Raw genomic sequence first — 18,658 nt, 5'->3', positions numbered from 1 at the left:
CCTCCCCTGTTTGGCTCTTTCGATGTCAGTCTAGCTTCCATCAGGGGTTAAGCAACAACTATGTTTCGCATCGCGCTGAAATCGCTCAGGAATTGTACACGCTATATTTTGAGAATAAAAAAGCCTGGCATGCCAGGCTTCAGGAAGCTGTCAATGAGAGTGCTCGGGGAGCTGATGGTACGAAACAGGGCTGGCTACTGGTGACGGGGGGTGCCCCTGGTCCAGCCTGAAATTTCGGGTCCGCGTCTGCAGTTCGATCACCTGATTACGCAGCACATCAGAGGAACCGTTGAGCTCCTCCGCCATCGCTACGTTGCTTTGCGTGACCCGCTCCAGTTCGGACAGCGCCAGCGTGATCTGGGAAATGCCCTTCTCCTGCTCTGCGGTTGAGGTAGAAATTTCGTCCATTAACCGGCTGACGTTGCCGGAGCCGGTCACGATGTCACGCATATTCTTCTCCGCTTCCGACACAACGCTGGCACCCTGGGTGACATTACTGCTGGTAACGTCAATCAGCGTTTTGATGTTTTTCGCCGCCTCAGCGCTGCGGTGAGCCAGGTTTCGGACTTCCTCTGCGACCACGGAGAACCCTTTCCCGTGATCGCCCGCCCGCGCGGCCTCGACGGCCGCGTTAAGCGCCAGAATATTCGTCTGGAATGCAATCCCGTCGATCAGGGAGATAATTTCCGTCATCTGCTGCGCGCACTCGGTAATGGATTGCATATTGCTGGCAACCTGTTCCATCAGATCTCCGCCCTTGCGCGCCTGCAACGTCGCGGCATTCGCCTGCTCGCTCGCCAGCCGGGTATTATCGGCATTGTTTCGGGTACTTGCCGCCATCTGCTCCATGCTTGCCGCAGTTTGCACCAGAGACGCAGACTGCTGCTCTGTTTTCACCGAGAGTTGGGCACTGCGGGAAGAGAGCTGATCCGACAAGGCCATGGCGTTTTGTGATGATGCCCTGATCTCACGCACCAGCGTAGCGATGTTGCTGGAAAGAGTATTAATCCCGGGAATTAATCGCCCCGCGCAGTTATTGCCAAACTCGGGGATAGAGACGCCTAAGTTGCCTGCGGTCACTTCTTCAATACTTTTTTTCACAGTATTGATCGGCGTCACAAGAAACTTCGTCATATAACTCCAGAGCAAAAATAATCCAACGAAATTGACCAGATTAATCGAAACGAAAAGAGGAAGATTGCTGGAAAATAGAGCAACGATACCTGCATTCACTAAAAACAGGCACAGCAGGAACCAGGCAATGAAGGTCCTGACACTAATATTTCTTAGCATGATTTTACCCACAACTTATATTTTGGTCGGCATTTAGATTTATAGCATTCACTTTTGCGTTTGTCCTCACATAATACGCTGGTTTCTCGTTTCGCCGTTACCCACCCTGTATTTAACTTAAGTCAGATAAAAAAGGGGTTTTAGTAGAAATGTCATGCCCTATATACTGTATTGCTGGTCCAAAGCCCCCTGAAGCGATACCATTATCTGCGGTGCATGCACACATATTTAAGACGCTTTGCTACAATCTATCGACTATGTTTAGCAGTACTTAATGCATTAACATAAAGAATATATTTTATATTTCGGGTAAGTTTGACCTTTTATATAAGTGGCTATTTTCCACGATAAATAACTAATATGGTTTGAATGCGCATGTTCGTTGCCAGATAAAGACGTGCCGGCCGGCAAAATCGGTAACCCTCTCAGGCGTGGGATTGCATAATGCTCAATATATCGTGGGACCCTGTGTTGATCGCTGTCTCTTATCTGGTGGCGTTTATCGCCTCCTTTGTGGCCCTGGACAGCGCCGGGAAAATTCCCCTTTCCAGCCGTAAAGCGGCTCTGTTCTGGCGCATTGCCGGCGGGAGCACGCTGGGCATCGGGATCTGGTCAATGCACTTCATCGGTATGCTGTCGATGCAAATGCCGATGATGATGAGCTATGACCTATGGCTAACCCTTGCGTCTCTCGGCGTGGCGATCGTTGCCTCCACGATAGCAATAAATATTGCCGTTACGGGCAAACACCTCTCTCCCTTTCGGCTGTTCTTCGCCACGGTTATCCTCAGCGCTGGCGTGGTCGCTATGCACTATATCGGCATGGCCGCGTTGATGCTGGAAGGAAGCATCCTCTGGGATCGGCGCATTGTGGGTGTGTCCGTGATGATTGCCGTGGTCGCCTCCGGCGTGGCGCTGTGGCTGGCTTTTCGCCTTAGAGATAAGCACAAAGGGGTCTTTGTGACTCGCATTCTCGCCGCGTTAGTCATGGGCGCCGCCATTTGCGCGATGCACTATACGGGCATGAGCGCCGCGCATTTCCATGAGATGGCGCATACGCTCCCCGGCGGGGTCAGCGAGCTGGGGTTATCCATCTGGGTTTCCGTCACCACGCTCGCCCTGCTCGGCATGATGTTAATTATTTCGCTTATCGATTCGCACTGGCGGACCAGCCGGCTGACGGACAATCTGCGCCAACTCAACCGTCAGCTTGAGCTACAGGTTCGCTTTGACGCTCTCACCGGCCTCGCAAACCGTCAGCAGATGGATATCCGAATGCAGGATTGTCTGCACAGCGCCTTGTTGAGTAACAAACAATTTGCCGTGATTTTTCTGAATGTCGATCGCTTCAGACGCGTGAATGATACCTGGGGTCACAGCGTCGGTGATGAGTTATTAATTACCATTGCCCAACGCATCACCTCCCTACTTACCCGTGAGATGACGCTGGCCAGGCTGGGTGGGGATGCCTTTATCCTGCTGGTTCCCGAATGCGACGAAGAAAAGCTCACTACCCTGCTCACGACGCTGCTCGCGGATATGCGCCGTCCGCTATCCCTTTGCGGACATACGCTGAGTACCACCCTCAGCGCGGGTGTAAGCCTTTATCCTCAGGATGGCGAAACGCTGCATGAACTGAAGTTTAAGGCGGATGCCGCCTTACACCACGTTAAGCAAGAAGGTCGTAACGGCTGGGCGTTTTACCGCCCTGAGATGTCAACGGCGGTTCCGGCGCAGCCGGGTTTTCTGCAGGAACTTTATCAGGCGCTGGAAAGCGATCGGTTTGAACTGTGGTATCAGCCAACCTGGCATGCTAAAGATAAGACGATCCACGGTTTTGAGGCTCTTCTGCGCTGGCGGCATCCGGAGCAAGGCGTTTTGCTGCCAGGTCTGTTTTTACCCACTCTGGAACAAACGGGTTTGATTATTCCGGTTGGCAACTGGGCTATTGAAGCCGCGTGTCGGCAGCTTCATTTCTGGACTGAACAAGGTTTCAGCCAGTGGACGTTATCGCTCAATTTATCCCCTATTCAGTTCGAACAGCCGGATATCTTTCACATCGTGTCGTCCATGCTGGATAAATATAATCTGTCGCCCTCAAGGCTGATCCTGGAGGTCACGGAGAGTACCGCGCTAAAAAATCTCGACCGCAGCATCGAGCTGCTCAACGCCTTTAACCATGCGGGGATCACCGTCTCTATTGATGATTTTGGCACGGGCTATTCCAACCTGCTGATGCTGAGCGTTCTTCCGGCAAAAGAGCTTAAAATCGACAAGAGCTTTGTGTCCTCTATGCTGGGAAATGAAAAAAGCCGCAAGCTGGTGGAAACCATTATTAATATTGCCCGCACCATGGAGATGACTGTCGTTGCCGAGGGGATTGAAACGGACGAACAGCAGGCAATACTGACCAGCCTCGGCTGTGACTATCTCCAGGGCTACCTTTTCTCCCGCCCCTTGCCCGCTGAACAAGTTCCGTGGCTGCTGCTACAAAAAAACTCAGACAAACAAATTATACCCATAAGTAAAATTCAAACGGACCCCGAATTTATTTCACAAAAAAATCATGCCTGACGGGATTGACTAGAGTATGTTTCAAGGGAGTACATGCGGGTCAGTTCTGCCATGATTTCCAGGCGTATCGTGCCGATGAACAGGAAAATACTATGTCGCAAAATAGTTTTGATGCGCTTAATGCAATTAAAACGCCCGTGTGGCTCATTTCTCCTGTTTCGGAACAGATTATTTTTGCAAATGTGGCCGCAATACAGCTAACGGGTAATAAAACGCTGAATGACCTGCGTAAAGGTTCCTGTTCTGCAAGTGCGCAAACCGTACTGTCGATGTATGTTCCCGAACTGAAGAACGATCACGATATTGTCGAGATCTGGACAGTTAGCCGGGGCGGGCAGGACGTACCGATAAGCTGTCGCCTCTCCCTCACCCACGTCACGCCGGATGGTGATGTTATCGTTTTCGAAGGAATCTCTTCGCACACCCCCTCAGGCCTGAAGGCCAGCCGTTCCGCAACCTATCAACGCAAAAAACAGGGGTTTTACGCCCGCTTTTTCCTGACCAACAGCGCACCAATGTTGCTAATCGATCCTGCCCGTGACGGGCAAATTGTCGATGCAAACCTGGCCGCGCTCAGCTTTTACGGTTATTCACATGATGAGATGTGCCGGAAGCACACCTGGGAAATTAACACGCTTGGCAGAGGCGTCATGCCCATCATGACGGAGATCGCCGCGCTGCCCGGCGGACATAAGCCGCTTAATTTTATTCACCGCCTTGCCGATGGCACCACCCGCCACGTCCAGACCTACGCGGGGCCCATTGAGATCTACGGCGACAAACTGATGCTGTGCATAATCCATGATATTACTGAGCAAAAGAGGCTTGAGCAGGAGTTGGAAAATGCTGCATTACGTGACTCGATGACGGGGTTACTCAACCGACGTCAGTTTTATAACGTTATCGACCAAACCAACCTGAGCCACCTCTCCGCCCAGCAGCAATTTAGCCTGCTGCTGGTGGATACCGATCATTTTAAAAACATCAATGACCTCTTTGGTCACCTGAAGGGTGATGAGGTGCTCATCGCGCTCTCCCGAACGCTGGAAGCCTGCAGCAGACAAGATGACCTGGTGTTTCGCTGGGGCGGTGAAGAGTTTGTCATCCTGTTGCCGCGTACGTCTCTCGAAACGGCGCTGAAGATTGCCGAATCCGTCCGTGCGGCGGTCGCCCATATTACCCTCCCAGGCTTACCACGCTTTACCGTCAGTATTGGCGTGGCTCGGCATGACCCGGAAGAGAGTATTGACGCGCTGTTTAAACGTGTCGACGATGCGCTCTATCGCGCCAAAAACGATGGGCGTAATAAAGTCCTTGCGGCATGAAACTGGAGTATCGTGAAAAGCCCCGCTACAATGCCCAGCTTAAGTAAATTAACGACGGGTGGGTTGTGGCAACAATGGGAAAGACAGAAATAATACTCACCTTAATTATTTTATTGCTTATTATATTTGGCTTATGGTTTATTTTCAGCGGTGAGATTTGGTTTTTCGTTGAATATCTGGAAAACAGTCTCTACCCCACTTTTGACGCACTGTAGTGCACGTTTAATTTATTGTTTCACCTACCGAATTTGTCAGGTATCTGCATTGCCCTCAGCCACGTAAGATACGCGGCGTTATCCTCCAACAATGTTGATAACGAATCACTAAATCATTTGCTTATTTCGCCCGTTCTCTGACGGGCTTTTTTTATTTCCGGCTATTAAGCAAAATCAGGGTTTTCGCCCGTCAGTCACCATGTTGGTGTAGCACCGCTCTGCTCCAGTCATAAAAGGCGCGTACCGAAGGCGGGAGAAAGCGGTTTTGTGGATAGACAAGCGAAAGCGGTAAATCGAAAGAGAGGTCCTCCATACAGCGAACCAACGCCCCGCTCTTCAGATACGGCTCAGCCAGATAGCTGGCCACGCGAATTAATCCGAGCCCTTGAATTCCAGCCTGGATATAGGCGTCGGTGTCATCGACGATCAGCGTCTCTTTCATGCGGATTGCACAATCGCCGTCATCACGCGTAAAAAACCAGTCAATGGTACGCCCGGTGCGGTGGTTCAGGTAGCCGACTGCGTAATGCTTTTCCAGTTGGTCGAGATTTTCCGGTTTACCACAGGCGGCTATATAGCCCGGAGAAGCCAGAACAACCCATCTGAAGTTCGCCAGAGGGCGCGCGACCAGCGTCGTTGAATCTTCTATCCTCCCGGTGCGGATCACGCAATCATACCCTTCCTGAATAATGTCCTCCACGTTATCGCTGGAACAGAGTATCAGCTCCAGCTCGGGATACTGGTGGAGAAATTCAGGGAGACTGGGAAGAATGCAATGTCGGGCGAGAGACTGCGGCATCCCGACTTTAAAACGGCCTCTTGGCTGCGCGGATCTGCCGGGAAAGGAAGACTCCATTGTCGCAATATCCGTCAGCAGCCGTTTGCTCTCGTCATAGTAACGTCGGCCTTCTGCGGTCACGCTGAGTTTCCGGGTGGTGCGCTGTAAAAGCTGAATGCCCAGGTATGTCTCCAGCTCCTTAACGACCCGCGATACGGTTGAACGCGGTAGCCCCAGCACTTCTGCCGCCCTGGCGAAGCTATGGGTTTCGACCACACAAACATATACCCGCATTGATTCCAGTTTATCCATATTCCCACCGCGCCTGAAAAGATCGATTATCCCATTTTTACGAACAGTCTAACTTATGCTTGTCGTCTTATCGAATGCAGCCATCTGACATAACCTTGCTCAAGTTGAAGTAATCAAACGATTAAACAAAGAGAGGCTCAGTATGAAAGTACGTGATATAACGACAGGCGAAAAAGTATTAGTGCTTGGTGCAGGACAATTGGGCGCTGCCGTGCTGGAGTATCTGGTTCCGGCAGTCACGCAGCGCGACGGCGCTGTCTCCGTTATCGTATCGCCCGGCTCCAGGGACAGCCGGGGTAAGCTTCAGTCCGAAACGCATCAAAAACTGGCTGATGCAGGGGCCAAATTTATCTCTGTCGATGTCGCTGCCAGCACGATTGACGTGTTAAAAAACCACTTCGCGGATTTTGATACTGTTATCAACTGCATGGGGTTTGTCGCTGGCGCGGGAACACAGATAAAGATTACTCGCGCGGTACTGGAGGCTGGCGTTAAACGCTATTTTCCCTGGCAGTTTGGCGTGAATTACGATGTGGTAGGCAAAGGGAGCGGTCAGCCCGTCTGGGACGAGCAGTATGATGTCAGGACGCTTTTGCGGGAACAGAACGCGACGGAATGGGTGATTGTTTCAACCGGCATGTTTACCAGTTTTCTCTTCGAACCGGCATTTGATGTGGTGAATTTATCCGAAAAAACCATTAATGCGCTCGGGGGATGGGAAACACAGGTTACCGTGACATCACCTGCGGATATTGGCCGACTCACCACCGAAATTTATTTGCATCAGCCGCGGATCGTAAATGAAGTGATATTTGTCGCAGGTGAAACAACCTCATACGGAAAACTGGCAGAAACCGTTGAACGTGTGACCGGCCAAACGTTCACTAAAGACGTATTACCCCTCTCTGCGTTACTGGGTGACCGTGTTTCCATGTCTGATCGTCCGGTCGAAGCATGTCCAGCGCGATCACGCGGGACGGCAGACTGGCTTCCAGTAAGCCGGTGATCAGTTCAAACAGTGGCGGAAACGTTTTTTCTGGTTCGGCATGGTTATAGCCGGGAATAGCGTCCAGATCGCTGTCGAGAGAAAATGTCAGCATGCTGCCCGCCAGTCGTGCGAGTTCCGCCCACACCTGCTCCGGATGGCGGGCGGGAAAACGTTCAAATTCCGTCAGCACCCGCGCATGAGAGTTCAGTGCATTGAGTAGCCAGAAAAGAGAGACGTCTGCCACCGCGAAATCGGCCAGACGCTCATTACTCTCGCGGCGCATGGACATCAGACGCTGGCGACGTGAGCGAAGCTGACGGTTCAGTAACACCAGTCTTTCCCGCATCGCCGGGCTTGCAGAGAACAAGGCCATGGGAGGGATAAATGCCGGATCCTGACGCCATTCCTGTCCGTCACGGATCAAACGCGCAACCGGGCAGCACTGCCACGACGCGTTATCCTCGTGTTCAAAACGAATCGCGAGGTTAAAGCGGGCGACCGCGACGGATTCCTCCTCGCTGCCAAACGCATCCTGGACATTCACCCACTCTTCACGGTAGCGGAGCGGCCGGTCGGCTATAGCTGATTCCTGCTGCACGTTATTCAGCCCGGACTGCATGAGCGGCAGGGCAATCACTACCGTAACTGCGTCTGAATGTTGCGCCAGCCCCAGCTCGCGCGGTTCTGGCGGCAGATCGCTGACTGCCGTATCCACCAGCGAGCCATCAGGCAGCCAGAGCCGCAGTTGTGTAATCTGAATCAGGCCCGAACCCAGTAGCCTTTCATCAAATTCAGCCTGCTCAACGCCCCACGCAAACGGCGAGGCGAGAGCCGCAACGCCTGTACTGCGAAAAGATTCCCATTCTGACTGTTGCTGGAACTGCTGAGGAGACAACAGTGCCCCCTCATTCCACAGCGGACGATAAATTTTCATCCCTGCCCCCGCCTTACGCTTTCGCTTTCGGCATCTGGCTGACCAGAGACAGGTTCACGTCCATGCCTTCCACCTGGAAGTGCGGCACCGCAAACAGCTTCACGCGGAAGAAGCCCGGGTTATCTTCGATGTCTTCCACCACGACCTTCGCATCACGCAGCGGGTGGGAAGCCTGCAGCTCGTCGCCCGGATCGGTCATTTCAGTGACCAGACCACGCACCCAGGTGTTGAGTCCCAGCTCCAGCAGACGGCGGTCCTTGGTGGTACCGATATTTTCACGCTGGATCAGCTTCAGGTAGTGCGCAATGCGCGACAGCAGGAATATGTACGGCAGGCGTGCGTTGATGCGGCTGTTGGCGGTGGCATCGGCGGTGTCATACAGGGCCGGTTTCTGGGCGGAGTTCGCCGAGAAGAAGCAGGCGTAGTCGCGGTTTTTGTAGTAAGACAGCGGAATAAAGCCCAGGCTGGCGAATTCAAATTCGCGGGTTTCCGGGATCATCACCTCAGACGGGATTTTCACCTGGTTGCCGGTACCGAGATCGTACAGGTGGATCGGCAGGTCTTTCACCGCCCCGCCCGCCTGCGGGCCACGGATCTGCACGCACCAGCCGTTATTGATGAAGCTTTTCACCATGTTGGAGGCGAAGGAGAACGACGCGCTGGTCCACAGGTATTTCTCGTGGTCCGGCCCTTTCACCTGCTCAACGTAGTTGAAGCTGCGCACCGGCACGGTGTCCGGACCATACGGCAGACGGCCCAGCACGCGCGGCATCACCAGCCCGATATAGCGCGAGTCGTCCGTGTCGCGGAACGATTTCCACTTGATGTACTCGGCGCGGTCGAAGTAGTTACCGATATCTTTAATCGCAGCAACCTCTTCCATAGAGTCTTTCAGGAAGAACGCCGGGCCAACGGAGCCGATAAACGGCATATGCGCGGCGGCGGACACTTTCGAGATATTGCGCAGCAACGCCACGTCCTGCGGGCTGGCGTCAAATTCGTAAGAAGAAATCACCGAGCCAATCGGCTCGCCGCCCGGGGTGTCGTATTCGGCGGTATAGGTGTGCCAGTAGAGGCCGCTCTGGATAAGTTCCGGTGCATCCTCAAAGTCCTGGCGCAGGTCGTCCTTGGAGACATCCAGAATTTCGGTTTTCACGTTCTGGCGGTAGTCGGTGCTGTCCACCAGCTGCTTCAGGCCACGCCAGAGAGATTCAACTTTCTGGAACGCTTCGTGGTGCATTACCGCATCCAGCTGACGGCTAATCTGGAAATCCAGCTCCGCGATATGGTGGTCAATCAGCGTCTTGTCGAGCTTCTCCACGGGCTTGCCGGATTTTCGGATGCAGTCCATAAACACCTGCATCGCTGCCGTCAGGCGCTCGCCTGCCGGGGCATCAGAGAGCGCCGCATCATCCAGAAACGCGTTAATATCACCCAGACTGGAGGCCGGGGTCAGGTTGATTTTTTCAAACAGGGAGGCGTAAACGCCCTCTTTTTCCAGTACGGTGGTCTGCCCCTGAGTGGAGGCGGTTTCGGTATTTACAGACATCAGCATATTCCCGGTTAATCCATTAAATAACGCACGCCGCTTATTTCGGGGCCAGTGCATTCATTTCGTCGCGTAATTCCCGGGACAGCGCCGGGTCTTTAAGAATTTTCTCGAGTTCTTTTCTGAAAGTGGCGTTATCAAGGAGATTAGATTTGAGATCGCGTAATAAATTACGCATCGCCAGCATGGCGCGGAGCTGAGGGATCTGGCGGGCAACTTGCTCAGGTTCGAAGTCTTTAATATCGGAGAAGCTCAGTTTCACATTTTCTTCGAAACCATCCCCCGCGAGGGTATTCTCAACATTCAGATTTACTTCCGGGTTAAATTCCGAAAGTACACTGTTGAAGTTGTTTTTATTGACGTTAATTTTTTTTCTTTCAGATAATGGGCGGGTCTCTTTGCCATTACTGAAATCACCGACGGTGAGGAGTTTAAGCGGCAGTTCGACTTTCTTCTGCGAGCCTCCTGTATGCAGGCTTAATTTAAGGTTTATGCGTGCCTTAGGCACCTCGTTCTGGAACGTATCGGCCATAGCGGTCCCTTCCCCTGAGGAGTGTTTGCTGGAAATAACGGCGTTTCTTTACAAAGCCGATGATAGAATAAAACACCACTTAAGATCAATAAATTAGTGTAAATATCCTATATCGGATTTTTTTAAGCATTTTTAACCAAAACAAGACAACAAACGACACTACACACCAACCAATAACACGACACACTAACTATTTATTTACAAAAATGCGGAATAAATATCTACCGCTGCTGAAAACAGCAGTTTTATATCTGAATGCATTCATTTTATTGATATATATTAATACGTGACCACAGGGGTAGAAAGTCTTACATTAATATCTTTACCATTCATGTCATGAATTTTCTCATCAGACGCAGGCTAATCCGAATAATCATCGCACATCAAGGACCCCGTGAGTAATAGCTCACCCAGAGTCAAAGTTTTCGGAACAGGGATACAGGCTTGCACAGTTAATGTACTGAGCTATTGCCTTCTTTTACTGGTGGGTTCCCTGCACCATTTTTCCTCAAGCCGACAACCAGCGTCAGTTCATTTATATCTATATCCATCAGATTACTACCTTTGTGTTCCATCAATATCGCCATCGAAAAAGCTAACGCTAGCATGTATTCTTCTTCGGTAAGCCCAACATCCTCAGCGATTTTTTCTATTGTATTGACCATACCCTCAACAACATGAGTTCTCATTTTCTATACCTTGAATAATTATTTAATGTAATGGAAATAAGTTCGTAATCCCTGCTAAAGGTACCGTAACAAAGAGACCCGCGATACATCAAGCTGATCGACACTGACAGTACTAGTTTTTAGGATTTATTCATGAAAATTATTTTTTCACACTATAATAAATTTCCGTTGTATATATAAGATTATTTGTGCAATCGTGAATAAGCTTTGTTTTCATTTGAGGCACTGTTGTGAAGATAAACTATCCAGTTAGATAGTCGACAGAAAAAGGATAGTAAGTTCTCCCGAACTTAATTGCTGGATACCATTCATCAGTTTCCTGCAGGTTCGCTTACGGGGTATTGGTACTATGATCGGCATCGCTCAGTCCAGTTGGTGATTTGTGATGTTTGGCGATTGATCGGACGCAAAAATCGGACTGAGTTACCTTAAAGTGATCTACTATTCGACGCAGCTATTTAGTGCAACTTCGCACCACTGTGGCCGCACTTTTCAATCAATGAGCTATCTCATCCGACTCATCTTAACCCAACATGTAAAAACATTCACACATCACCAACAATGCCAATATTTGCTCATAAAGCAAACGGGATAGAGCGCCAGTTTTGCTCCTCCCGTGCTAACATTTCGTATCGTCTTATCTAATCAATAGGCTGATCCGTCAGGCGTAAACATCACTGCACGTTGATTTAAACAGTACGTTTTGCTGCAAACTTTTGCCTGTGTATCTCCCATGTTTTTTCCAGACCTTTCATCATACCCTCATCACGTGCAATTAAGTCGGGGTTCTGCTGACGCGCGTCCAGCCAGGCTTCCACCTCATCCCGGTTCCAGGCTACAACCCGTGGCGTCAGTGAGAAACGTTTAGGGAAATCGCCTTCTTTTTCCAGCTTATCAATGGCATAAAAAGACAGAGGCACTAACTTTATCAATTCTTCTTTTCTGAGTGCTGCACGCATGATTATCTCCAGAAGTTGGTTATCTGTTGCCAAATTCTGTTAGATCAGGCTCACTGTTTTAAGCAACAATAAGCTTTTACCGGCGGTCGGATTCCTGACTCATTTAAATTTCTCAATATACCTGTCGACCATATCCGCCCAGTCCTGCAACATTGATGCTCGTTGTTCTGCGTATTCCGCCTTGTTATACACCGCCCGAACGCCTCGCTTCTCATGCGCCAGACATTTTTCGATCCAGTCATAGTTATACCCTGCTTCGTGCAAAAGCGTGCTGGCTGTCCGGCGCAAGTCATGGACAGAGAAGGACTCAAACTCCACGCCTTCTTCCGCTAATTGCTTTAACCCCGAACGAATAGCGGCATTAAGCGCAGCGTCGTAAAGTGGGAGTTTTGGGCTAAAACGGCCTGGATGAAGGTACTCAGAATGCGCATACACACTATTCAGCGCAACCAGAATGTCCTTTGCCTGCCGGGAGAGATAAATCCAATGTGGTCGCGACATTTTCATGACAGAGGGCGGGAGCGTAAGCGTCCGCTCCTCCCAGTCCACCAACTACCAACGAGCCAGACGAAACTCCCGCTTTCGCAGTAACGTCAAAAGGTCAAATTTAACTGACATCTGAATCGTCTGCGCAACTCCGGTACGGGCCAGCGCGTTAAAGAACACGCCGATCTCCCGTTCGCTTAATGCCCGTTCCTTTGGTTTAAACGTGGCAATCGACTTTGCCTTTACCGTCGATAAAACACCTGGCTGACGGTATTATGCGGAATTTACCGCAACCGTTTTTCGTTGAATACGTCAGCAATACCGTCAGAAAAGTCATGCTTTCTGCTGTGGCGGGAGATGGTCAGAAGGATAAACTGGCGCTGTAAGCCGCGCCAGCTCGGGGTTTAGCGATGGTTGCCTGGCGTTAGCAGGAGGTCAGTACGCATCAGTGCTTTTCAATATATATCGTCCGGCTATATGCCACGTCTTCCGGGTTATTGATGGGGTAGCCCTTCACCCAGGGCTTAATCAGGCGACCGTTAGTGTACTGATAAATTGGCGCGATGGGCGCCTTCTCCATAAGGATTTTCTCCGCCATGTTGTAGTCCGCATTGCGCGCCTTCGCGGTGGTTTCCAGCGTCGCCTGCTGGACGATCTTATCGTAGGCAGGGTCATTAAAGCGGGAGATGTTGCCGCTGTGAGTGGAGGTCAACAATGACAGGAACGTTGATGGCTCGTTGTAATCGCCCACCCATGAGGCGCGGATCACATCAAAGTTACCGGTGTTACGGCTATCAATGTAGGTTTTCCACTCCTGGTTTTGCAGTTTGACATCCACACCAAGATTTTTCTTCCACATGGAGGCCACCGCAATCGCGATTTTCTGGTGGTTTTCCGAAGTGTTATACAGCAGGTTCAGCTTCAGCGGGCGCTGAGGACCGTATCCTGCAGCCTGCAGCAAGGTTTTGGCCTGGGCGTTCAGCTCCTGCTGCGACATCTGCTCAAACGGCGAGGCGTCCGGAGTGAACCCTGCCGTCACGTCTGGGGTGAAGTGCCAGGCGGGCTTTTCCCCCGTCCCTAACACCTTTTCTGCCATGATACGACGGTCGATGCTCATACTCAGCGCCAGACGAACCCGTGCATCCGCCGTCGGGCCTTTTTGGGTGTTAAAGGCATAGTAATACGTTCCCAACTGAGGCGGCGTATAAACCTGCCCCGGAATGTCCTTCATGAGCTTCTGATACATGTTTTTTGGGAACGATTCGGTAATATCAATATCCCCTGCCAGGTAGCGTTTGGTCGCCGACGATTCCTGATTAATCGGCACGAAGGTCACCTTCTGCAGTACCGTTTTGGCATTGTCCCAGTAGTGCGTATTGGGCACCACAACCAGTTTTTCATTCACCACGCGGTCCTTCAGAACGTAAGCCCCGTTCCCCACCAGCGCGCCCGGTCGCGTCCACTCTTTACCGCTTTCGACGTTAGCTTTTTGTACTGGATAAAAAGCAAAGTTTGCCGTCAGGTTGCTGAACCACGGCAGCGGTTTGTCCAGCTGAACGCGTAACGTTCTGGCGTCCACCGCCGTCACACCCAGCGTATCGGGCGCGGCTTTGCCGTCAATAATGGCCTGCGCGTTATTAATTCCCGCCAGCGCGGCAAACCAGGCAAACGGAGAGGTGGTTTTCGGGTCAACCAGACGCTGCCAGCTGTAGACAAAATCCTGGGCGGTGACAGGGGAGCCGTCGGACCATTTCGCGTCATCGCGTAAGGTAAACATCCAGACGCGGTTATCGTTGCTCTGCCAGCGTGTCGCCACGCCCGGCGTCAGCTCCCCTTTCTCATTCTGATTAACCAGGCCTTCAAAGAGATCTCGAATCACCTGAATCTCTGGCAACCCCACGGCTTTCGCCGGGTCCAGCGAAGCCGGCTCGTCTTTAATATGCCTGACCAGCTCCTGCTTTTGCGCCAGCGCAGTGCCCTGCGGCACGTCAGCTGCGAAAGAAAGTGAAGAGAGCCCGCACAGGCACAGTGCGGCAAAAAGACGCGAAACAGGATGCTTCATAAGATCCCCTTTAATGAATTCAGGTATTAAGCAGATGCGTAATTATTTGTTTCGACAAAGAGAAATGCAAATAACTTACGCCTGAATAGTGATTTAAGGCAATTCTTAGCCATTACGGAAACTATTTGATTAACAGCGGGTTTTGCACAACACTGCCAGTAGTGACTTCTTTATCAGGATTTCGTATGGCAACCACCCGACCGAGAGCGGAACGCGGCGCCTTTCCGCCGGGCGCTGAGCAATATGGCCGCTCCTTTTTAGGCGCATCGCTGATCTGGTTCCCCGCCCCCGACGCAGACCGCGAAAGCGGCTTGATTCTTGCCGGCACGCACGGGGATGAAAACTCCTCCATCGTGACGCTTTCATGTGCGCTGCGGACGCTGACGCCGTCATTACGGCGTCATCACGTGATTCTGGCGGTTAACCCGGACGGCTGCCAGCTGGGTCTTCGCGCCAATGCGCGAGGCGTTGACTTAAACCGTAATTTTCCATCAGCAAACTGGCGCGCCGGGGAAACGGTGTATCGCTGGAACAGCTCCGCCGAGGAGCGTGATGTGGTTCTGCTAACGGGTGATAAGCCGGGCTCAGAGCCGGAAACCCAGGCGCTGTGCCAGCTTATCCATAAGATCCATCCCGCGTGGGTGGTCTCCTTCCACGATCCGCTGGCCTGTATTGAAGATCCGCGTCACTCCGAGCTTGGCGCGTGGCTGGCAGACGCTTTCGCCCTGCCGCTCGTGACCAGCGTGGGCTATGAAACGCCAGGCTCGTTCGGTAGCTGGTGCGCCGATTTGAGCCTGCCCTGCATAACCGCTGAATTCCCGCCGATCTCCTCCGACGAGGCCAGCGAAAAATACTTAAAAGCCATGGTGGATCTTTTACGCTGGCAGCCTCAGAGATGAAGCACGCCGCTGGTAAAATGGAGCGCGGGAGAGACGTCAACCGCCAGCCACGTCGGGCCGTCCAGATCGGCGAAACAGACCTGATTGACAAGCGGTAGCGCCGCGCCGATTGCCCGGGATGTACAGAGCATACAGCCCAGCATCAGTGAAAAACCTTGCGCCCGGGCTTCTGCCGCCAGGGCCAGCGCCTCTGTCAGCCCGCCGGTCTTGTCGAGCTTAATATTAATCATCTCGTAGCGGCCCTGCAGCTCGCTCAAGCTCGCGCGGGTATGACAGCTTTCATCCGCACAAACGGGCAACGGATGGATAAAGTTCTTCAGCGCCGCGTCATCTTTTGCTGGCAGAGGCTGCTCCAGCATGGCCACCCCCAGGTCGGCCAGCAGCTGACAGCGGGCGGCCAGCCCTTCTGGATGCCATGATTCATTGGCATCAACAATCAGCGTGGCTGAGGGTACCGCCGCGCGAATGGCGACCATCCGCTCGCTAATCAGACGATCGTCGAGCTTCACCTTCAGCAGCCGGGCCCCGGCGTCATAAAGCGCTTTGGCGCTGGCGGCCATCTGTTCCGGCTCGCCAATCACTACCGTTTGCGCGGTAGCGACCGACTCCGGCAGCGCCACGCCCAGCAATGCTGTCAGGGGTTGCTGCTGTTTCGCCGCCTCGAGACTCCAGAGCGCACTATCAATGGCGTTACGTGCGGCCCCGGCGGGCAAACGATGCTGTAATGCCTCGCGCGTGAGTCCGGTTTGCAGGTCTGGCACCAGCGTCATGATATGCGCCATCACTGACGCGAGGCTTTCACCATAGCGCGGGTAAGGCGTACACTCCCCTACGCCTTTAAAACCGTCCTCTTCGATTTCAACGACCACCACGCTGGCTTCGCTTCGGCTGCCGCGGGAGATCACAAACGGGGTATGCAATGGCCAGGCTTCTTCATAGACCTTAACGCTTCTCATCACTGACTCCTTGCAGCCCGGAAAGGCGAAAAAATTTGGTTTGCCGTGTTATCCGCGGATGGCATACACTAGCCCCGACGTTAACTATATGTAAACAGGAAGATATCTATGTCACAACTCGTTCATTTCCAGGGCAACCCGGTTGCTGTTGCAGGTTCCATTCCGCAGGCTGGCAGCAAAGCGCAGGCTTTTACTCTGGTGGCTAAAGATCTGTCTGACGTCACACTGGCTCAGTTTGCGGGCAACCGCAAAGTGCTGAACATTTTCCCGAGCATTGATACCGGTGTTTGCGCCGCATCCGTGCGTAAGTTCAACCAGCTGGCAACTGAAATGGACAACACCGTTGTGCTGTGCATTTCTGCTGACCTGCCGTTCGCCCAGTCTCGCTTCTGCGGCGCTGAAGGCCTGAGCAACGTTATCACCCTCTCCACCCTGCGCAGCCCGGATTTCCTCGAAAACTACGGCGTCAGCATCGCCGAAGGCCCTCTGAAAGGCCTGGCAGCACGCGCGGTACTGGTTCTTGATGAAAACGACACTGTCGTCTTCAGCGAACTGGTTAATGAAATCACTACCGAGCCGGATTACACCGCCGCGCTGGAAAAGCTGAAAGCATAATCATTACTTAGCATTCTATACCGCTTTTTCAAAACCTCGCTATGGCGGGGTTTTTTATTAACTACTCGCTGAATCGTTAAAGCAACAATGAGCTTGCGTCACAAAATTAACGCAATTAAGTTTCTGGAATTCAGCAAAATAGCGATCACACCCGCATATTGATCGTTAAACAACCCTGAATTTACCCTCAGTGAGGCGCATCACATTTCCCTTATCGCCAAAACATTAGATTTGCTTACGAAGTTAAATAATCGTTTCAGCAAAAAGGGATAAATATGAAAATAAAACTGGCTTTAACGCTCCTTTCGGTACTGGTTTCGGGCCATGCCGCAGCAAAAACCTGGGTGCTGACAAGCGCTGAAAGCAGCGTGGAAAAAGGAAACTGGAAGATATCCAGCGATGAGCTGAAAATCAACGATCGAACGTTCAGCATTGAGCAAAAAGTGTTGCACGGCGGCAAGCAGGAAGGTAGTAAAGTGATCGTTATTAGCAGTAAAAACGGCCTGACCATCACCTTAAGCCCGACGCGCGGGATGAACCTTCTGCACGTGGAGGGCTTTGGCACCAGGCTGGGCTGGAACTCCCCCGTTAAAGAGGTCGTTAACCCGGCGTATATTAATCTGGAAAGCCGAAACGGACTTGGCTGGCTGGAAGGTTTCAACGAGATGATGGTCCGCTGTGGCTACGAATGGACGGGGCACCCGGTCACCGCTGACGGCCAGATTTACACCCTGCATGGCAAGGCGGGGAATACACCGGCATCCCAGGTGGAGGTAGAAATTGCGGATGCTGCCCCGCATGAAATTCGTATTCGCGGTCTCATCAAAGAAAGCACCTTTAAAAAAGCGGATCTGCAAACCATGACCGAACTGCGTTACGTTCCAGGAACCAACCAGTTCAGCCTGCATGACGTTCTGACGAACCATGCCGATTACCCTCATGACTATCAGATTATCTACCACAGCAACTTCGGGGCGCCTGTCCTCGAAGAAGGCGCGCGCTTCCTTGCCCCGGCGGCAAGCGTGAGCCCGTTCAATGATTACGCGAAAGCGGGCGTTAACGACTGGCAAACCTACGCCGGGCCGACAAAAGGCTTTGATGAGATGGTCTTTAACATCAAACCGCTTGCGGACAGCAACCATGAAACCCTCGCGGCGGTGGTGAATAAAGCCGGTGACAAAGGCGCGTCAATTCAGTTTGATACCCGCCAGCTGCCCGTGCTGACCCTGTGGAAAAATACCGATACGCCAAAACAGGGCTATGTCACGGGGATTGAGCCAGGCACCAGCTACGCCTACCCCGTCACCATTGAACGCGAGCAGAAGCGGGTTAAGCAACTGCAACCAGGCGCCAGCGCTCAATTTGACCTGACCTATACCCTGCTACACAGCGCGCAGCAGGTGAAGGACGTCGAAAGCAGGATTGCGTCGATTCAGGGCGAGACAAAAACAGAGATCGTGACCACGCCGCTGGCGAAGGAATAAGCATTAAA

General features: G+C 52.2%; 16 protein-coding genes and 1 pseudogene. 7 read left to right on the top strand and 10 right to left on the bottom strand.

All coding sequences use genetic code 11. The features are described 5' to 3' along the window. Nucleotides 1-150: 150 nt before the first annotated feature. Nucleotides 151-1,293, bottom strand: coding sequence for a methyl-accepting chemotaxis protein (locus INF77_RS13610; RefSeq protein ID WP_063437906.1), 1,143 nt, complete (start codon nt 1,291-1,293; stop codon nt 151-153). A gap of 444 nt (nt 1,294-1,737) precedes the next feature. Between INF77_RS13610 and INF77_RS13605 the strand changes: the two genes are divergently transcribed. The 3 genes from INF77_RS13605 (at nt 1,738) to INF77_RS13595 (ending at nt 5,407) form a co-directional block, all read left to right on the top strand. Further along, nucleotides 1,738-3,867, top strand: a complete 2,130-nt coding sequence (locus INF77_RS13605; RefSeq protein ID WP_088205545.1) for a bifunctional diguanylate cyclase/phosphodiesterase — start codon at nt 1,738-1,740, stop codon at nt 3,865-3,867. Between the two features lie 92 nt (nt 3,868-3,959). Next, a complete protein-coding gene (locus tag INF77_RS13600) occupies nt 3,960-5,192 on the top strand; it encodes a sensor domain-containing diguanylate cyclase (protein WP_126818148.1) in 1,233 nt (410 codons plus the stop codon). Nucleotides 5,193-5,266: 74 nt separating this feature from the next. Further along, complete coding sequence (locus INF77_RS13595; RefSeq protein WP_032644880.1) at nt 5,267-5,407, top strand: Ecr family regulatory small membrane protein; 141 nt, start codon at nt 5,267-5,269, stop codon at nt 5,405-5,407. Nucleotides 5,408-5,597: 190 nt separating this feature from the next. Here the strand turns inward: INF77_RS13595 and INF77_RS13590 are convergent, their stop codons facing one another. Further along, complete coding sequence (locus INF77_RS13590; protein ID WP_193532927.1) at nt 5,598-6,497, bottom strand: LysR family transcriptional regulator; 900 nt, start codon at nt 6,495-6,497, stop codon at nt 5,598-5,600. Nucleotides 6,498-6,639: 142 nt separating this feature from the next. Between INF77_RS13590 and INF77_RS13585 the strand changes: the two genes are divergently transcribed. Next, nucleotides 6,640-7,503 carry an aromatic alcohol reductase gene (locus tag INF77_RS13585; protein WP_193532928.1) on the top strand — a complete coding sequence of 288 codons (864 nt, stop codon included), beginning with the start codon at nt 6,640-6,642 and terminating at the stop codon, nt 7,501-7,503. On the opposite strand, the pseudogene tssK reads toward INF77_RS13585, so the two are convergent. The 7 genes and pseudogenes from tssK to INF77_RS13550 all read right to left on the bottom strand — a co-directional run. After that, nucleotides 7,424-8,419: pseudogene (tssK, locus tag INF77_RS13580) on the bottom strand (type VI secretion system baseplate subunit TssK); the annotation flags it as partial. The gene INF77_RS13585 and the pseudogene tssK sit on opposite strands and share 80 nt — an antisense overlap. Nucleotides 8,420-8,432: 13 nt before the next feature. Continuing rightward, complete coding sequence (gene tssC / locus INF77_RS13575) at nt 8,433-9,968, bottom strand: type VI secretion system contractile sheath large subunit (RefSeq protein ID WP_088205608.1); 1,536 nt, start codon at nt 9,966-9,968, stop codon at nt 8,433-8,435. Between the two features lie 40 nt (nt 9,969-10,008). Then, the gene (tssB, locus tag INF77_RS13570; protein ID WP_088205570.1) at nt 10,009-10,500 is read right to left on the bottom strand and encodes a type VI secretion system contractile sheath small subunit; all 492 of its coding nucleotides are present in this window, start codon (nt 10,498-10,500) and stop codon (nt 10,009-10,011) included. 452 nt (nt 10,501-10,952) lie between these two features. Next, entirely contained in the window at nt 10,953-11,189 is a 237-nt protein-coding gene (locus INF77_RS13565; protein WP_047368677.1) for a hypothetical protein, read from the bottom strand. 689 nt (nt 11,190-11,878) lie between these two features. Next, on the bottom strand, nt 11,879-12,148 hold the full coding sequence (locus INF77_RS13560; RefSeq protein ID WP_047368678.1) for an AlpA family transcriptional regulator: 270 nt from the start codon (nt 12,146-12,148) through the stop codon (nt 11,879-11,881). Between the two features lie 99 nt (nt 12,149-12,247). Next, nucleotides 12,248-12,697, bottom strand: coding sequence for a site-specific integrase (locus INF77_RS13555; protein WP_159087781.1), 450 nt, complete (start codon nt 12,695-12,697; stop codon nt 12,248-12,250). A gap of 382 nt (nt 12,698-13,079) precedes the next feature. Beyond that, complete coding sequence (locus INF77_RS13550; RefSeq protein WP_047368679.1) at nt 13,080-14,696, bottom strand: ABC transporter substrate-binding protein; 1,617 nt, start codon at nt 14,694-14,696, stop codon at nt 13,080-13,082. Nucleotides 14,697-14,881: 185 nt separating this feature from the next. Here INF77_RS13550 and mpaA point away from each other — a divergent pair, with 185 nt between their 5' ends. Continuing rightward, the gene (gene mpaA / locus INF77_RS13545) at nt 14,882-15,595 is read left to right on the top strand and encodes a murein tripeptide amidase MpaA (protein WP_028013357.1); all 714 of its coding nucleotides are present in this window, start codon (nt 14,882-14,884) and stop codon (nt 15,593-15,595) included. Here the strand turns inward: mpaA and ycjG are convergent. After that, nucleotides 15,586-16,551: an L-Ala-D/L-Glu epimerase gene (gene ycjG / locus INF77_RS13540; protein WP_193532746.1), complete on the bottom strand. Its 966-nt coding sequence runs from the start codon at nt 16,549-16,551 to the stop codon at nt 15,586-15,588. The two genes, mpaA and ycjG, sit on opposite strands and share 10 nt — an antisense overlap. 108 nt (nt 16,552-16,659) lie before the next feature. On the opposite strand from ycjG, the gene tpx reads away from it, so the two are divergent. Then, nucleotides 16,660-17,166, top strand: a complete 507-nt coding sequence (tpx, locus tag INF77_RS13535; RefSeq protein WP_193532747.1) for a thiol peroxidase — start codon at nt 16,660-16,662, stop codon at nt 17,164-17,166. 275 nt (nt 17,167-17,441) lie between these two features. Next, entirely contained in the window at nt 17,442-18,650 is a 1,209-nt protein-coding gene (locus INF77_RS13530; protein WP_048959060.1) for an aldose 1-epimerase family protein, read from the top strand. Nucleotides 18,651-18,658 lie beyond the last annotated feature (8 nt).

The sequence above is a fragment of the Enterobacter cloacae complex sp. P1B genome, from assembly GCF_014982345.1.
Classification (GTDB): Bacteria; Pseudomonadota; Gammaproteobacteria; order Enterobacterales; family Enterobacteriaceae; genus Enterobacter; species Enterobacter bugandensis.
The sequence above is the reverse complement of the archived record's forward strand: the minus strand, read 5'-3'. Positions and strand labels throughout refer to the sequence as shown.

Bases quoted from the DNA above. Each gene is read 5' to 3' on its own strand.
- INF77_RS13590 (WP_193532927.1), bottom strand. From the start codon at position 6,497: ATGGATAAACTGGAATCAATGCGGGTATATGTTTGTGTGGTCGAAACC.
- INF77_RS13530 (WP_048959060.1), top strand. From the start codon at position 17,442: ATGAAAATAAAACTGGCTTTAACGCTCCTTTCGGTACTGGTTTCGGGC.
- INF77_RS13595 (WP_032644880.1), top strand. From the start codon at position 5,267: ATGGGAAAGACAGAAATAATACTCACCTTAATTATTTTATTGCTTATT.
- tpx (WP_193532747.1), top strand. From the start codon at position 16,660: ATGTCACAACTCGTTCATTTCCAGGGCAACCCGGTTGCTGTTGCAGGT.
- INF77_RS13610 (WP_063437906.1), bottom strand. From the start codon at position 1,293: ATGCTAAGAAATATTAGTGTCAGGACCTTCATTGCCTGGTTCCTGCTG.
- tssB (WP_088205570.1), bottom strand. From the start codon at position 10,500: ATGGCCGATACGTTCCAGAACGAGGTGCCTAAGGCACGCATAAACCTT.
- ycjG (WP_193532746.1), bottom strand. From the start codon at position 16,551: ATGAGAAGCGTTAAGGTCTATGAAGAAGCCTGGCCATTGCATACCCCG.
- mpaA (WP_028013357.1), top strand. From the start codon at position 14,882: ATGGCAACCACCCGACCGAGAGCGGAACGCGGCGCCTTTCCGCCGGGC.
- INF77_RS13585 (WP_193532928.1), top strand. From the start codon at position 6,640: ATGAAAGTACGTGATATAACGACAGGCGAAAAAGTATTAGTGCTTGGT.
- INF77_RS13550 (WP_047368679.1), bottom strand. From the start codon at position 14,696: ATGAAGCATCCTGTTTCGCGTCTTTTTGCCGCACTGTGCCTGTGCGGG.
- INF77_RS13565 (WP_047368677.1), bottom strand. From the start codon at position 11,189: ATGAGAACTCATGTTGTTGAGGGTATGGTCAATACAATAGAAAAAATC.
- INF77_RS13605 (WP_088205545.1), top strand. From the start codon at position 1,738: ATGCTCAATATATCGTGGGACCCTGTGTTGATCGCTGTCTCTTATCTG.
- tssC (WP_088205608.1), bottom strand. From the start codon at position 9,968: ATGTCTGTAAATACCGAAACCGCCTCCACTCAGGGGCAGACCACCGTA.
- INF77_RS13560 (WP_047368678.1), bottom strand. From the start codon at position 12,148: ATGCGTGCAGCACTCAGAAAAGAAGAATTGATAAAGTTAGTGCCTCTG.
- INF77_RS13600 (WP_126818148.1), top strand. From the start codon at position 3,960: ATGTCGCAAAATAGTTTTGATGCGCTTAATGCAATTAAAACGCCCGTG.